Genomic DNA, 14,982 nt, shown 5'->3' with positions numbered 1-14,982 from the left:
GCAGGGTTTGACTACGCTCAAACCCATCAGCGCGCCGATACCGGGAACCCTGCAATGCCTCACTGGCTGGTGATTGATCTGGAGGCCACTACCGATGAAGGTGGTTGGCCAGTAACCGAAATGGAAATTATCGAAATCGGCGCCACACTGGTGAACCGTGACGGCCGAGAGGTCAATCATTTCCAGCGTTTCGTGCGGCCCTTGAGACGACCGTTGCTCACGCCTTTCTGTCGCGAGCTGACCCACATCACCCAGGCCAACATCGACAACGCCGCGCCCTTGACCGAGGTCTGGCCGGCGTTCGAACGCTGGTTGGCGCCGTATCACTCAAACCTGGAAAGCTGGGTCAGCTGGGGCGACTACGATCGCAAGCAACTGCTTCAGGAGTGGCAGGATCAACGGCTGTCCAGTGTGCTCGGCCAAGTACCACACATGAACCTCAAGCAGCGCTTCGCCAAGGCCCGGCGCCTGGAGCGACCGCTGGGGCTCAATGCGGCACTGCAACTGGCTGGCCTGCAATTTTGCGGTCAACAGCACCGCGCCCTGGAGGATGCACGCAATACGGCACGGTTGCTGCCCCTGGTGCTTCCCGGCTGAGCGGCGGACCCTACCCCGGCGCGGCAGATGACGAACGTTGACGCCTTGTGCATACTGGCCGGCCCTTTTCAGCCCCTTTTTCGAGGAATCGCCCATGTTTAAAGTCAACGAGTACTTCGACGGCACCGTCAAGTCGATCGCTTTTGGCACTGCCGAAGGCCCTGCGACCATCGGCGTCATGGCCCCGGGCGAATACGAATTCGGTACGGCCCAGCGAGAAATCATGCACGTTGTCTCCGGCGCCCTGATCGTGAAACTGCCTGACAGCACCGATTGGGAAACCTTCGAGGCCGGCAGCCAGTTCAATGTACCGGCCAACAGCAAGTTCCAGCTCAAGGTGGCCGTCGACACGGCTTACCTGTGCGAATACCGTGGCTGAGCCTGAGGTATAGGGGCTGCTGCGCAGCCCAGCGGGAGCAAGCTCCCTCGCCACAAGAGCTGTTGCGTGATGAATAAAAATGCCCGTGTCCAGCGACACGGGCATTTTTATTCACGGATCTTTTTTACTCGAGCACTTCAACCGACATGCCGACCTCAAGCCGACCGTTACTGTCGTTGACCAGGTTCTGGCCAAACATCGCACCGTCCGGTGTCGAACGATACTGCTGCAACGTCGCGAAGGGTTCGCGGTTCGGATCGCGTTCGCCGCTCTGCGGATCGACCGTGGTCATGATGCAACGCGAGCAGGGCTTGACCAGCCGGAACTCCACATCGCCGATACGAATGCGCTTCCACCCATCCTCGGCAAACGCCTCGCTGCCTTCGACCACCAGATTGGGACGAAAGCGCAGCATTTCCAACGGGCGGCCGACTCGGTTCGACAGGTCCTGCAAGGAGGCCTGACCAATCAGCAGCAGTGGAAAGCCATCGGCGAAGGCGACTTTGTCGTCATCCTTGCCATAGCCGGCAGCAGTGGTGCGCGCCAGTTCCACCGGCACGTGCACCAGCCGGGTGGGGTTGCCGATGAATGCACTGACCCAGGCCGCCGCCTCGTCGCCGGCATCCGGCACGCGCAAGGTGTCGCGCCAGATAATCACTCCACGGCGCTGCTCTTCGAGGGCCGCCGGCAATGGCACGTCGATGGCGCCGTGGCCCGGCGCGCTGAGCGTCAGGCCGCCGGCCTCGTTCCACAATGCCGAGAGCTGGCTCATCTTCGCCACGGCGCGCTGGGTCAGGAAGCGACCGGTGCCCTCATCCACCAGCATCCAGCGCCGGTCACCGTCCAACCCGAGTTTGTCCAGGCCAATCCCTTGCAGGGGCTGGCCCTTGCCGGACTTCAACGGATAACGGTACAGCGCGCTCAGCCGCAACATGGTCAACTTCCCTGGTGGCGAAAAAATGCCACCTTATACGAGCCGGCCATTGAAGCAAACCACCATCCGCGTCAGTCGAGCATCAACCGCTGGCGCACCACATCAACCAGCTTGTCCGGCTGGAATTTGGAGAGGAAATTGTCGCAGCCGACCTTCTTGACCATCGAGTCGTTGAAGCTGCCGGACAGCGAGGTGTGCAGTACCACATAAAGCCCACGCAAACGCGGGTCGTTGCGGATTTCGGTGGTCAGGCGATAGCCGTCCATTTCCGGCATTTCCGCGTCGGTGAAGATCATCAGCAACTTATCGGTCATCACCTCGCCGCTATCGGCCCAGGCCTTGAGCATGTTCAGGGCTTTCAAGCCATCGCTGGCGATGTGCATTTTCACACCCAACTGTCCCAGGGTGTCACGCAGTTGCGAGAGCGCGACGTTGGAATCGTCCACCAGCAGCACTTCGCGTCCGCGGGCACGCTCCAGCACCGGGTCTTCAAGCTTTTCGCGGGAGACCTTGGCGTTGTACGGCACGATTTCGGCCAGGACTTTTTCCACGTCGATGATTTCCACCAACTGATCGTCCACCTTGCTAATGGCCGTCAGGTAATGCTCACGGCCAGCACTGGTCGGCGGTGGCAGGATGGCTTCCCAGTTCATGTTGACGATGCGATCCACGCCGCCCACCAGAAATGCCTGAACCGAACGGTTGTATTCGGTGACGATGATCGTGCTGTTGGCCCCCGGCACCAGCGGACGCATGCCAATGGCCTGGGACAGGTCGATCACCGGCAGTGTCTGGCCGCGCAAATTGACGACACCGCACACGAATGGATGACGTTGCGGCATCAAGGTCAGCTTCGGCAACTGAAGCACTTCCTGGACCTTGAACACGTTGATGGCGAACAGCTGTCGCCCCGCCAGGCGAAACATGAGAATTTCCAGGCGATTCTCACCCACCAGTTGGGTTCGCTGATCTACTGTATCGAGAATGCCGGCCATCGATGACTCCTGGGCTTGTTCAGATGAATCTTATAAAGGGCTATCGGCTGCGTGCCCCGGATCTTGAACCCTGGATAAAATACGCTGAGGGCATTGATGTCACATTAACATCATGCTTTACTGGCTTCACGGTTTTATCCGCAATCTCCCCCGCTGCGCGACTACGGTTTTCGCACAAAGTTCCCCTGCCTAAGGGATTCCCCTAGGCACAATCAGGTCTAACCTGATATTCCCGCTATCCAATAGCCATTAATGTGACGCCATTCTCATTGCTGAATGGAGTCAGGCCTTTGTGCGCGACCGCAGGACTTCGGACTTCCAGCCCTTGGACCGATCCCGCCAATGTAATCGTTTGCGATTTTGTCATTGCCGAACGGCAACGACATGCACACGTGCGTTCGTTCGTTGCCGGCGGTGCAGTCCAGCCGTTCGCCACACGCGATTTTCTTTCGCCTGACATGATGTTGTGGAGATAAGCATGCCGAACGATCGTAAGAACTGGAGTCAGCGCCTTCCTGAGTTTTTGACCGAAGCCGAGATGCTTCTGGCCAAGTCCGAGGAATGCCTGAGCCATTTGCAGTTGATCAGCAACGACAAAGACGCCATCGACTGCATGCTCAGCACCCTGTTGAAGCTGGCAAACAAGGCCAATGCCCTGGCGCTGGAAGCCGTTTCGGAGTTTTCATTGCATATCCATGGTTTGCTTAGCAGTCACGCGCAAAACCACATGGAACTGCATGATCAGGCACTGGGCGCGCTGAAGGATTGCTTCACCCTGATGGCCTGGCAACTTGAACTGGTCGACCACACCACCGGCCAGCTCGGTCTGGACAACAGCGAACAGACCTCACTGATCGAAGCATTTGCGTTCCAGGTCGGCCAGAACCCCTGCCAGGCATTGCCAGCATCGCGCCCGATAGCGTTAGTGTCTCACCCCCAGAAACAAGCCTGATGTCAATGATGCCGGTGCAAGGTGGTAGGCGTAACGAATGGCGTTTTCTTGCCGCCATGCCGAGCGCGACCAACGATTTGTGAAGTGGTACTATCTCGCGCGTCAGTCGTTTCAGACAGCGCGCAAAAGCCGCCAACTGAAGATGCCTTCGACCTGAAACGTTTACCCGACCCGGCCTGTCAGATGCGCTGACCGGCTTGCCCGCAGCGAACATTCATTGGCTCCATCCGCTATGTACGCCAGCCTCAAGTCATTCATCACCTGGCCTCCCTCCCGAGAAAATGCCCGCCGCTTCACATTATTGTTGTGCGTCTGCTCGACTCTCGGCTGCCTGCTGACTTATCTGTTCGCCCATACGGTGCCGCTGAGCCTGTTGACCCTGAATGTCGCGGCCATGACCTGCGTCTGGATCCACCATCGATTGTCGCGCAAATCCATCAAGTTCCAGCCTCAGGAACTGGCCGATCGGCTGCTTGAGGTCCAGGAAAACGAGCGCCATCGGCTCAGCCGCGAATTGCACGACGACATCGGCCAACTGCTGACCGCGGCGAAACTGCAAAGCGAATGGCTCAAGCGTCGGATGCCGGAAGAATTGCAGGGCCAATGCGCGATACTTTGCGAAACCCTGGACGAAACCCTCAACAAGGTCCGCGATGTGTCGGCGATCCTCAACCCGAGGCAATTGACCAGCCTGGGGCTTGAAGCCAGCCTGCGTGCGCACCTGCTCAAGACACTGGCCAACACCCCGGTGAAATGGAGCCTCGATTGCCAACAGCGCATGGCAGGCATTCCGGAAGAACTGACGGTCGCAACCTTTCGAATCACCCAGGAAGCGGTTACCAATATCTTGCGCCATGCCCAAGCGAAAAATCTGCTGGTGCGCCTGCAACGCCTGCCCGAAGGCCTGACGCTGCTGATCAGCGACGACGGCCAGGGGTTTGCCCCCGCAGACCACCCCGCTCGCGAAGGACAACGCGGCATGGCCGGAATGCTGGAGCGGGTCGAACAACTGGGCGGCACCCTCAAGATCACCAGCGAGGCCGGCAAAGGCACACACATCGAAGCACGCTTTCCCTGGGCGGCCCGAGCCCTGGAGCGAGCCAGCAAGAGTAAGGTTCTCCCTTGATTTGTAATTTGCTTCTGGTAGACGACCACTCGCTGATCAGGGCCGGCGTGCGCGCCCTGGTCATGGATCTTCCCGGCTACGCGGTCATCGGCGAAGCCAATGACGGCACGCAACTACTGGAACTGGTGGAGCGGCTGAACCCCGATATCGTGCTGCTGGATATTTCAATGAAAAACACCAGCGGCCTGGACGCCTTGCGACAACTCAAGCAGGTGCGTCCTCACAGTAAAGTGTTGATCCTATCGATGCACACCGATCCAGCGTTGATCATGCAGGCCCTGGAATCCGGAGCCCATGGCTACCTGCTCAAGGACACCACGCCCACCGAGCTGGAGCACGCCCTGGAGGCATTGCGCCACAACGAACGCTACCTGAGCCCGGCCATCGCCCACACCGTGATCAACCAGGCCCTGACCCGCGTCCAAAAGCATCAGCCCAACCCTGCCCAGACCCACAACCTGACCGCACGCCAACTGGAAATACTGCGATTGATCGTGCGCGGCAAGTCCACCCGGGAAATTGCCAACGGCCTGAACCTGAGCATCAAGACCGTGGAAACCCACCGAGCACAAATCATGAAGCGACTACAAATTCATGACGTGGCCGGGCTGGTGCTGTTTGCCGTGCGCGAACAGATCATCAGCCTGGACGATTGAGCGCCGCCGACGCGCCAAGCAGCGGTGAATCGGACGGCAGGTGCAGGCGCAACGCCTTCGCACGCACCGTGAAACGCAGGCTTTCGACCTGCAACGGTTCGCCATCAAGGTTGATATCCAAACCCTGGGCGACCTTGATTTCCACCCACGGCAAGCGCGCGCGTATAAACATGTTGTCGATACCCAAGCCACCAGCCAGCAAATCCTTCAGCGTGCTGACCACTTCCTGAGGCGCCGGCAGGATGCTGATGTCCAGTAATCCGTCGTCAGCCAGTGCCTCCGGGCACAGCACATGGCCACCTCCGGCCTGTCGGCCATTGCCGATGCCCAGCGCCAGCAAATCGCCCTTCCACTGAAAGCCAGGCCCCTGCAACTCGCCATAGGCCGCACTCAACTCACTGAAGCGTGACAAGCCGGTGAACAAGTAAGCGGCGCCCCCCAGGACTTTTTTCAGATCTTCGGAGGTGTTTGCCGTCACCTGGCTGCCAAAACCACCCGTGGCCATGTTCAGGAACACCTGCCCGCCAACCTCACCCACATCAACGGCGTGCGGCGCAATATCCAGCAAGTCCAGAGCCTGGGCCGGCTCCAGCGGGACACCGGCGGCCCGGGCAAAATCATTGGCAGTGCCCAGCGGCAGCAACACCAGGCTGGCGTCACTCGACTTATGGACGATAGCCTCGGTGATATCACGCAAGGTCCCGTCACCGCCGCCGGCGATCAGTCGCGTGTAACCGGCGTCCAGTGCCTCATCAACGCATCGTCGGGCATCGCCGGCCTCCCAGGTCAACCGTACCGCCAGATCCCAGCCCTGCTTGCGCTTGAGCATCACCGCAGCGCGAACCTCGTCGTTGAGCGCTTGCTTGCCATGCAAAATCATCAGCGCCTTGCCCTTGCTCATCGTTTTCTCCGTCATTGGAAGGTTCTGGGAATGGGACCGCTCATTCGACCGAAAAAGCCCGGCACGACTCAATTTAAAAAAACACCACGTCTCGCCCCAGGAGGAAACGCCGAAGCAGCTCACTCGATCGATACGTCTCCATTCGAAGAATTTTCCTACAAGACTTGGCGAATCCGCTCAATTGACCCTCTAGCCGTATTGAGACACCTTGGCATTCTGTTGTGCTGGACCCTTAAAACCCTCATTACACAAGGATGTACTCACTCATGAATGGATATGTCAGGGCCCGCAGGGGCCTGGTCAGTGGTTCGAACATTGACGACCAAAGGGATGGAGCATCCCATGCGTAGCCACGAATACAGGCTTTCGCCCCGGCAATTCGCGTCTTTTGGAAGCGAGCGGGCCGATACCCAAAACGAATGCAAAAGTTGCAGTAATCCCGCTGGAGGAATTGATTTGGAACCGCGCGTCGTTGAACTGGAAACCCACCTCAAATACATCCGCAAAGACATGGATGAAATTCGCACTGACGTCAAGGTGATCCGCCACAGGCTAGCCTATTCGGCAGGCGCGGCGGCAGTGGTCCTCGGCCTGCTGGGGTGGATTGCAAACAGTCGCTTCGATCAGTTGGTGACGCTGCTCTCGCGATAAAGGCACGGCCATGAAGGCCCAAGTATTCCACTCGGGCCGGAGCACGTTATCGCGCCACCGCTAGCCCAGGACTTCGCTCAGGGGGATAAAGCCTACCTGGTCACCCTCGACCAGTGTTTGCCCCTCGAGCACTTCGACCAGTCCTTCAGCCCAGGCTGCGCTGCGCAGGACACCGGAGCTTTGGTTTCGGTAGATAATCGCGCGACCATTCTCCATGCGGCCTCGCAAGTACTCTCGTCGACCGCCAGCCTTCGGCCAGGTGAACCCGGCCGGCACTGTGAACTTGAGCGGCGCTACCGACTGGACACCTTGGCGCCGTAGCAGGTAAGGCCGCGCCAACAGTGCGAATGTCACCAGTGTCGAGGCGGGGTTTCCAGGCAGGCCTATCACAGGCACGCCACGGAAATGCCCGAACGTCAGCGGTTTCCCAGGCTTGATGGCGAGCTTCCAAAGTGCCAACTCTCCTTCCTCGCGCAACGCGATGCCCAAAAAGTCCGCCTCCCCCACCGATACGCCACCCGTGGACAGGATCAGGTCGACATCTGACAACTGCGCCAGGCGTTCGCGGGTAGTCGGCAAGTCGTCAGGCAGGATACCCGCATCCACGACTTCACAGCCCAGGCGCTGCAACCAACCACAGAGCAACACGCGATTACTGTTATAGATCTGGCCCGGCCCCAATACACTTCCGGGCTCGATCAGTTCGTCACCGGTGGACAGGACGGCAACGCGTACCTTGCGCACCACTTCCAACGACGCACAGCCCAAGGACGCCGCCAACCCCAGCTCGATGGGCCCCAGGCGAGTCCCGGCTGAGAGGACCTGCTCGCCAACGGTGGTTTCCTGCCCTTGAGGACGAATGTTTTGTCCGCTGACCATCGATTCGATAAACCGTACCCGCTGGTCACTTTCCACCACGACGTTTTCCTGCATCTCCACGCAGTCGGCGCCAGCAGGGACTGGTGCCCCAGTGAATATCCGCGCACAGGTTCCGACGGCCAGCGGCTCCGGGGCCTGCCCGGCGAAAATCCGCTGGCTGACCTGCAACGGCTCGCCGTTCCAGTCAGCCAATCGCAAGGCATAGCCGTCCATCGCACTGTTAGGCCATGGTGGCAAATCAAGGGTCGATACCAGATCCTCGGCGAGCACCCGCCCTTGTGCGGCAGCCAAGGGCAAACGCTCGCGCTGGACAATCGGCGTGGCCGCTGCCATTTCGAGCAGTCGCTCCAACGCAACCTCGACGGCTATCAAGGCGCCGGCCTTACCCGGTTTACCCACGGGATTCACAAGCAGCGGCCTGTTTCAAATGGGGCACGAAGTTACACGGGCGATGCCGTGCATCCAATTGCTCGGCGAGGATCCCGTCCCAGCCGGTGCGCACCGCATTGGTGGAGCCCGGCAAGCAGCACACCAGCGTGCCATTGGCCAAGCCTGCCAGCGCCCGGGACTGGACCGTGGAGGTGCCGATATCAGCGACGGAAATCTGCCGGAACAACTCACCGAAACCGTCAACCTGCTTGTCCAGCAGGCACGCAACGGCTTCCGGGGTGCTGTCGCGACCGGTGAAACCGGTGCCACCGGTGATCAACACCACTTGCACCACGTCCTCGGCAATCCAGGTCGCGACTTGTGCCCGAATCTTGTACAAATCATCTTTGAGCAGGACCCGCGCCGCCAGGTTGTGGCCGGCTGCCGTGAGTCGGTCGACAAAAACCTGCCCGGACGTGTCGGTTTCCAGGGTACGGGTATCACTGACAGTCAGCACCGCGATATTGAGCGGCACGAAAGGTACATCAGCCTTGGCTTTCATAGGCTCGTCCAGTTGTAGGGGAAACAGCCCGGTGTTATATCACAGCGCTTCATTTTTTCGCCCGTGCGGAGACACGCCATGACCTCGAATAAGCCCTTGCCCCCCTGCTCCATTCTGCTCCTGGCCGGCGGGCGCGGGCAACGCATGGGCGGCCAGGACAAAGGCCTGGTGGAGTGGCAGGGCGAACCGTTGATTGCCCATCTCCATCGACAGGCCCGGGCCATGAGCGATGACCTGATTATCTCCTGCAACCGCAACCTGGAACGTTATGCGTTATATGCCGATCAATTGGTGCATGACGACGAAGGCGACTTTCCCGGACCGCTGGCGGGGATCCGCGCAGGCCTCAAGGCGGCAAGGCATGCGTATCTGCTGGTGCTGCCATGCGACGTTCCGCAAATCGACTCCAGCCTGCTCGACAGCATGCGCGAAACGGCCAGCCTGCATCCCGACAAGCCGCTCATGGTGCGTCACGGCGAGCATTGGGAACCGCTGCTGTGCGTCATTCCCCGGGCTCTGGCAGGGACCTTCGAGCAGGCCTGGAGCGAAGGCGAACGCAGCCCGGGCCGAATCATGCGCAGACTCCATGCGGTTGCATTGCAATGCCCGGCCAACGATCCTCGGCTGGCCAACCTGAATACGCCGGAACTACTGGCCGCACACAAAGGCGTGTCAGATTGACACTAGCCAGGAACTTGCATGCGATGTATACGTCTGAAGGTTAGTAACTTGAAGAATCCATTTCGGAGAAACACCATGACTCAACGGACCCTCGCCACTTTCATGCTCGCACTGGGCCTTGCCACTCTCGCCGGTTGCGCATCGCCAACAGTGATCACCTTGAATGACGGTCGCGAAATCCAAGCCGTCGACACGCCCAAGTACGACGAAGAAAGCGGCTTCTACGAATTTGAGCAATTGGATGGCAAGCAGACTCGCGTGAACAAGGATCAGGTTCGTACCGTTAAAGATTTGTAATCTTCGACGTGGCGACCTGATACAGGAAAGCCCGCAATATTTGCGGGCTTTTTTATGCCTGTCAGAAAGTCGGAAGGGCTACCACTGCAACCTGATGTCGCTCTCGAAAACACGTTGCAGGCCAGTGACGGGATCGATGAAACGCAATCCTTGGGCCAGCAATTTAAGCGGATTGGCATAATCATCCGCCGTATCCCGAAGCACATCAGGGTAAAACGGATCGTTACAGATGGCTGCGCCAAGGGCGTTCATATGAACCCGCAACTGATGCTTCTTGCCCGTGACCGGGTACAGGCCGTAGCGCCACAGCTCGCCGTTTCTTTCCAGCACCTCAATGGCCGTTTCGGTATTGGGTTCGCCCGGGCCTTCCTGCATCCGGAAGAACGGTTCGCCATCGATCATTCGGCTTTTATGCACCCGGGGAAAGGTCAATTCAGGCAAGGCACGGGCAATGGCCTGGTAGCGCTTCTCGATCTGCCGCGTCGGAAACAGCGACTGATACGCCGACCGGGTGTGCGGGTTGGCGGAAAACAGCACCAGTCCGGCCGTGTGCCGATCGATACGGTGCAAGGGCACCAGATGGGGATTGTCCAGTCGCCGGATCAGCCGTCGCAACAAGGTTTGCTCGACATATTCGCCCGCCGGGGTGACGGGCAAAAAATGCGGTTTGTCTGCCACCACCAAGTGCTCATCGGCGTACAGAATCGACTCCAGCACCGGGATGGGCTTCTCGTCCGGTACTTCACGGAAGTAGTGGATGCGCAGGCCTTCACGGTAAGGCAAGTCGACACGAATGGCCTTGCCCTCCCCATCCAGCACTCGGCCCCGGGCGATCCGGTCCAGCCACTGCTCGCGGCTGATGGCGCTGAAGTGCTCACACAGGCATTCCAGCACTGTCTGCCAGGCGCCGGGCGGCAGATACAACGTGCTGGCTTGATGATGGGCGGCGGAGAACGAGGAACCGGACATTGAAGACCCTTAGCCATTTTGCAGGGCAGCATTATCTGCCAGTCGCGCAAGCCAGCCCAGCAATGATTGCTTCAGGCCGGGATTGACGTCGGCTTAGCCGCCGCTTCGGTGAATTCCTTCAACCAGCGCAGCACCTCCACCGCCTCCCAACGACCCGGATCGTACAACGCGTACAACAGGCCCTGGTAACCCACCACATCCAACTGCTTGTGATAGCCGGCACGCTGGAACAACGCTTCGATCTCGGCGAAACAGGTATTGAAATGCAGTTTGTTGAAGGGTGTCTTGCCTTCGGTCACCAGCCCGTCCAGGCGTAACTCCTGGACGGCCTCGCGCACAACGTCCACGGACATCCGGTTCACGCTGTTTTTCAGTTGTTCGACATTGACCAAGGGATGCACTCCAGATAGCTGTATGGGCATACAGTAACCGAAGACTGCGATTTTCGCCAATGGCTGCGCGCGGATACGATGAATGGAGAGCCTATCAGCGCAGAAACGCTACAACCTGTTCGGTATCAAAAGGCCAGTCCAGCTCTGCGCCAGTATCGATTCTGCGCAGGACCGGGATACGTAACCCATAGGTTTCAGCTGTCGCTTCGCTCTCGGCGATATCCACCAGCTCCACCAACAATCCATGTTCAACCAAAGGCATCAACTCCGATTCGGCCACTTCACAGAGATGGCAACCCAGGGTGCCGAATAGCTGGCATTCAGGAGGCATGACGGTAGACCCACAAAAGAGAGACGGTCATTCTAGGCCCGCCCCGGGAAACCGTCGAGCCGCCGCCTCGCTTCGGGGTGTTTCGGTAAAACGCTGATGCAAATCACTGAACGCTAAAGTTTTTCCGGCGATGCTTAACGCTTTTTTCCCTCTACGCTGTGTGTCAGAGCCTTGAATCGGAGTGCCCCTTGTTTGCCAATCTACTGATCATTCTTGCCTCGTCCCTGGTGGTCATCGCCCTGTTCAGGCGACTGCGCCTGCCACCGGTGCTGGGTTACCTCTGCGTCGGGCTCGCGGTCGGACCGACTGCGTTGGACTGGGTGAACGACAGCGAAGAACTGCCAGACCTGGCCGAGTTCGGCGTGGTTTTCCTGCTGTTCTCATTGGGGCTGGAGTTCTCCCTGTCGAAAATGCTCGAACTGCGCCGGGTCGTGTTCGGCCTCGGCAGCTTGCAGGTGCTGTGTTCGGGCGCGCTCCTGGCGGCATTGCTCGCGTTCTCCGGAGCACCGGTGATAGCCGCGCTGTTGCTCGGCGCAGGGCTGGCCTTGTCGTCCACCGCGATTGTCAGCAAGGAGTTGACCAGCCTGGGGGAGATTTTCAGCAGCCATGGCCAGAACGCCATCGGTGTGCTGCTGTTCCAGGATGTGGTCGCAGTGCTGTTGTTGACCCTGGTACCGGTATTCGCCGGCAGCAGCGAACACCCGTGGTACTTGGCGCTGCCCTTGACCCTGGGCAAGACCCTGGTGTTGTTCGGTGGCCTGCTGCTGGCCAGCCGCCTGCTGTTGCCCCGGCTGTTCCATGAAGTGGCCGCGTCCCGGTCCGCAGAACTGTTCGTGCTGCTGGCCCTGGTGATCGTGTTGCTGACGGCATGGCTGACCCATCTGCTCGGCCTGTCACCGGCCCTGGGGGCGTTTCTGGCGGGCATGCTGCTGGGGGAAAGCCATTACCGGCATCAGATCGAGGCCGATATCCGTCCGTTCCGCGACATCCTGCTCGGGCTGTTTTTCGTCAGTATCGGCATGTTGATCGATCTGCAGCTGTTCTTCGATGACGGCTTGCTGATCCTGGGGTTGACCCTGGGGTTGATGCTCATCAAGGGGTGCGTGGTCGCCGTGCTGGTGAAATGGCGCGGCAGCGACGGTGAAACCGCCTGGCGCAGTGGCCTGGCCCTGGCCCAGGGTGGCGAATTCTGTTTTGCCCTGATGGCACTGATGCAGCAGAACCGCCTCATGCCCGCCGACATCAGCGGCCTGCTGCTGGCGGCGACCTTCTGTTCCATGTTACTGACCCCGCTGTTGCTGCGCGCCGCGCCACACGTCGCCGCCCGCCTGCATCGCAAACCCAACGAAGAGGCGCAGCTGGAGCAGATCATCGCGCTCAACGCCGGCTTGTCTGGCCATGTAATCATTTGCGGATACGGGCGCGTCGGCCAATCCATCGGGCGCTTCCTGCGCCGTGAAGGCCAGGCATTCGTCGCCCTGGATGACGACCCGGTGATCATCCAGGAAGCCACCGTCGGGGAACACTGCGTGCATTATGGGGACTCGCGACGCGGCGACCTGCTTGGCGCTGTAGGCCTGAGCCGTGCCCGGTTGCTGGTGATTGCGGTCGACAAGACGGACATCGCGATCACCGTGCTCAAGGAAGCCCGGCGGCTCAACCCGCGGGTGCCGATCCTGGTGCGCACCCGCGATGACAGTCAACTGGCCGAGTTGCAGGCTGCCGGGGCCAGCGAGGTGGTCCCGGAACTGCTGGAGTCAAGCCTGATGCTGGCTTCGCACGCCCTGATCATGCTGGGCCTGCCCGAGCAGCAGGTCCGGCATCATGTGGATCAGGTCCGTCACGACCGCTATCGACTGCTGCATGGCTTTTACCCTGGCAATCAGGACAAGGAGCCTTAGTCCTGGCTGACTGCGCCGATCTTGTGAATCGACAGGTCGGCGCCGTAGTACTCCTCTTCCTGGGTCAGGCGCAGGCCCAGCACAGCCCGGATCACGCCGTAGACCGCGAAGCCGCCGGCCAGGGCGATGACAACCCCTAGCGCCGTGCCGATCAATTGGCTGACCAGGCTGACCCCACCCAGGCCGCCCAAAGCGCCCTGGCCAAAGATGCCACAGGCAATACCACCCCAGACGCCACACAGGCCATGCAGAGGCCAGACCCCGAGCACATCGTCGATCTTCCATTTGCCCTGGGCCGCGGTGAAACACCAGACAAACAAGGCACCGGCAATGGCTCCGGTGGCCAATGCGCCTACCGGATGCATCAGGTCGGAGCCGGCACAGACCGCCACCAGCCCGGCCAATGGGCCGTTGTGCAGGAAGCCAGGGTCATTGCGCCCGACAATCAATGCCGCCACGGTACCGCCGACCATGGCCATCAACGAATTGACCGCCACCAGTCCGCTCACTCCAGGTAAAGTCTGGGCACTCATCACGTTGAAACCGAACCAGCCAACAATCAGGATCCACGAGCCCAGGGCCAGGAACGGAATACTCGACGGCGCGAACGCCACCAGGCGGCCATCCCGGTAGCGACCGTTACGCGGCCCGAGCAAAAGCACCGCGGCCAACGCCAGCCAGCCACCCATGGCATGCACCACCACGGAGCCGGCGAAGTCATGGAAACTGGCCCCGAACCTGGCTTGCAACCAGGCTTGCAGGCCAAAATTGCCGTTCCAGACCAAGCCTTCGAAGAACGGATAAACAAATGCCACGATCAGTACCGTGGCGCACAACTGCGGCGCAAATCGGGCACGTTCGGCAATCCCACCGGAGATGATCGCCGGGATCGCGGCGGCAAATGTCAGTAGGAAGAAGAACTTCACCAAGCTATAACCATGATCGGCGCTGAGCACCGCTGCCGGTTGCAGGAAGGTCACGCCGTAGGAAATCCAGTAGCCTATAAAGAAATAGGCCAGGGTCGAGACGGCGAAATCGCTGAGGATCTTGGACAGTGCGTTGACTTGGTTCTTTTGCCGGACGGTTCCCACTTCAAGGAACGCAAAACCGGCGTGCATCGCCAGAACCATGACCGCACCCAGCAGGATGAACAACGTATTGGAGCTGTGGACGAGACTGTCCACAGCGCTTTGCATATTTTCCATGGTGTTGGCAGACCTGAAAAAAGTTGAAAAAAGCACCAAGCCGGTTCACTCGCCCCGCCAGCGCACCAAGTTGAAACAGCCCATTTGCCTGGCAAAGACCTGCGAACCGATTTGGTGCGAGAGACCGCGCAAAACAACGTCCCGCTCGAGGTGCTTCGCGGGTTGTGATTATTTGGGTTAAGGTTTCGCGGGGTTGTGCCCAGCT

Annotated in this window: 18 protein-coding genes; 9 read left to right on the top strand and 9 right to left on the bottom strand. The window is 59.8% G+C overall.

All coding sequences use genetic code 11. From position 1 onward, the window contains the following. The first annotated feature begins 54 nt into the window (after positions 1-54). Both ACWNZ1_RS02060 and ppnP read left to right on the top strand, forming a co-directional pair. Complete coding sequence (locus ACWNZ1_RS02060) at positions 55-597, top strand: exonuclease domain-containing protein (protein ID WP_135844453.1); 543 nt, start codon at positions 55-57, stop codon at positions 595-597. A gap of 94 nt (positions 598-691) precedes the next feature. Then, positions 692-976 carry a pyrimidine/purine nucleoside phosphorylase gene (gene ppnP, locus ACWNZ1_RS02055; RefSeq protein WP_135844452.1) on the top strand — a complete coding sequence of 95 codons (285 nt, stop codon included), beginning with the start codon at positions 692-694 and terminating at the stop codon, positions 974-976. A gap of 124 nt (positions 977-1,100) precedes the next feature. Here the strand turns inward: ppnP and ACWNZ1_RS02050 are convergent, their stop codons facing one another. After that, positions 1,101-1,910: an MOSC domain-containing protein gene (locus ACWNZ1_RS02050; RefSeq protein ID WP_256452406.1), complete on the bottom strand. Its 810-nt coding sequence runs from the start codon at positions 1,908-1,910 to the stop codon at positions 1,101-1,103. 71 nt (positions 1,911-1,981) lie between these two features. Continuing rightward, positions 1,982-2,905 carry a chemotaxis protein CheV gene (locus tag ACWNZ1_RS02045; RefSeq protein WP_135844450.1) on the bottom strand — a complete coding sequence of 308 codons (924 nt, stop codon included), beginning with the start codon at positions 2,903-2,905 and terminating at the stop codon, positions 1,982-1,984. A 478-nt stretch (positions 2,906-3,383) separates the two neighbouring features. Between ACWNZ1_RS02045 and ACWNZ1_RS02040 the strand changes: the two genes are divergently transcribed. The 3 genes from ACWNZ1_RS02040 to ACWNZ1_RS02030 all read left to right on the top strand — a co-directional run bounded on the left by ACWNZ1_RS02040 (position 3,384) and on the right by ACWNZ1_RS02030 (position 5,639). Beyond that, positions 3,384-3,857, top strand: coding sequence for a hypothetical protein (locus ACWNZ1_RS02040; protein ID WP_135844449.1), 474 nt, complete (start codon positions 3,384-3,386; stop codon positions 3,855-3,857). A 232-nt stretch (positions 3,858-4,089) separates the two neighbouring features. Then, entirely contained in the window at positions 4,090-4,983 is an 894-nt protein-coding gene (locus ACWNZ1_RS02035; RefSeq protein WP_135847965.1) for a sensor histidine kinase, read from the top strand. Beyond that, positions 4,980-5,639, top strand: a complete 660-nt coding sequence (locus ACWNZ1_RS02030) for a response regulator (protein WP_135844448.1) — start codon at positions 4,980-4,982, stop codon at positions 5,637-5,639. Before ACWNZ1_RS02035 ends, ACWNZ1_RS02030 begins: the two co-directional genes overlap by 4 nt. Here the strand turns inward: ACWNZ1_RS02030 and yegS are convergent. Continuing rightward, a complete protein-coding gene (gene yegS, locus ACWNZ1_RS02025) occupies positions 5,623-6,540 on the bottom strand; it encodes a lipid kinase YegS (RefSeq protein WP_256452405.1) in 918 nt (305 codons plus the stop codon). The two genes, ACWNZ1_RS02030 and yegS, sit on opposite strands and share 17 nt — an antisense overlap. A gap of 342 nt (positions 6,541-6,882) precedes the next feature. Between yegS and ACWNZ1_RS02020 the strand changes: the two genes are divergently transcribed. Next, positions 6,883-7,191 carry a hypothetical protein gene (locus tag ACWNZ1_RS02020; protein WP_238346720.1) on the top strand — a complete coding sequence of 103 codons (309 nt, stop codon included), beginning with the start codon at positions 6,883-6,885 and terminating at the stop codon, positions 7,189-7,191. A 60-nt stretch (positions 7,192-7,251) separates the two neighbouring features. On the opposite strand, the gene ACWNZ1_RS02015 is transcribed toward ACWNZ1_RS02020, so the two are convergent. Together ACWNZ1_RS02015 and moaB are read right to left on the bottom strand one after the other, a co-directional pair. Then, a complete protein-coding gene (locus ACWNZ1_RS02015) occupies positions 7,252-8,478 on the bottom strand; it encodes a molybdopterin molybdotransferase MoeA (RefSeq protein WP_265072840.1) in 1,227 nt (408 codons plus the stop codon). Next, positions 8,462-9,001, bottom strand: coding sequence for a molybdenum cofactor biosynthesis protein B (gene moaB, locus ACWNZ1_RS02010; RefSeq protein WP_210643570.1), 540 nt, complete (start codon positions 8,999-9,001; stop codon positions 8,462-8,464). Before moaB ends, ACWNZ1_RS02015 begins: the two co-directional genes overlap by 17 nt. A 78-nt stretch (positions 9,002-9,079) precedes the next feature. On the opposite strand from moaB, the gene mobA reads away from it, so the two are divergent. Together mobA and ACWNZ1_RS02000 are read left to right on the top strand one after the other, a co-directional pair. After that, entirely contained in the window at positions 9,080-9,682 is a 603-nt protein-coding gene (mobA, locus tag ACWNZ1_RS02005) for a molybdenum cofactor guanylyltransferase MobA (protein ID WP_256452403.1), read from the top strand. A gap of 75 nt (positions 9,683-9,757) precedes the next feature. Beyond that, complete coding sequence (locus tag ACWNZ1_RS02000; protein ID WP_003183689.1) at positions 9,758-9,979, top strand: YgdI/YgdR family lipoprotein; 222 nt, start codon at positions 9,758-9,760, stop codon at positions 9,977-9,979. Between the two features lie 78 nt (positions 9,980-10,057). Here the strand turns inward: ACWNZ1_RS02000 and ACWNZ1_RS01995 are convergent, their stop codons facing one another. From ACWNZ1_RS01995 to ACWNZ1_RS01985, 3 genes are all read right to left on the bottom strand, one after another. Continuing rightward, the gene (locus ACWNZ1_RS01995) at positions 10,058-10,948 is read right to left on the bottom strand and encodes a pseudouridine synthase (RefSeq protein WP_256452402.1); all 891 of its coding nucleotides are present in this window, start codon (positions 10,946-10,948) and stop codon (positions 10,058-10,060) included. Between the two features lie 71 nt (positions 10,949-11,019). Then, a complete protein-coding gene (locus tag ACWNZ1_RS01990) occupies positions 11,020-11,340 on the bottom strand; it encodes a transcriptional regulator (protein WP_135844442.1) in 321 nt (106 codons plus the stop codon). 94 nt (positions 11,341-11,434) lie between these two features. Continuing rightward, the gene (locus tag ACWNZ1_RS01985; protein ID WP_135844441.1) at positions 11,435-11,671 is read right to left on the bottom strand and encodes a glutaredoxin family protein; all 237 of its coding nucleotides are present in this window, start codon (positions 11,669-11,671) and stop codon (positions 11,435-11,437) included. A 188-nt stretch (positions 11,672-11,859) separates the two neighbouring features. Here ACWNZ1_RS01985 and ACWNZ1_RS01980 point away from each other — a divergent pair, with 188 nt between their 5' ends. Continuing rightward, on the top strand, positions 11,860-13,572 hold the full coding sequence (locus ACWNZ1_RS01980; RefSeq protein ID WP_135844440.1) for a cation:proton antiporter: 1,713 nt from the start codon (positions 11,860-11,862) through the stop codon (positions 13,570-13,572). Here ACWNZ1_RS01980 and ACWNZ1_RS01975 read toward each other — a convergent pair. Next, a complete protein-coding gene (locus tag ACWNZ1_RS01975) occupies positions 13,569-14,777 on the bottom strand; it encodes an ammonium transporter (protein ID WP_265072839.1) in 1,209 nt (402 codons plus the stop codon). The genes ACWNZ1_RS01980 and ACWNZ1_RS01975 overlap by 4 nt on opposite strands. Between the last annotated feature and the right edge of the window lie 205 nt (positions 14,778-14,982).

It is taken from the genome of Pseudomonas sp. CFBP 5748 (assembly GCF_053850495.1).
This window is presented reverse-complemented; position numbering and strand designations above follow the sequence as displayed.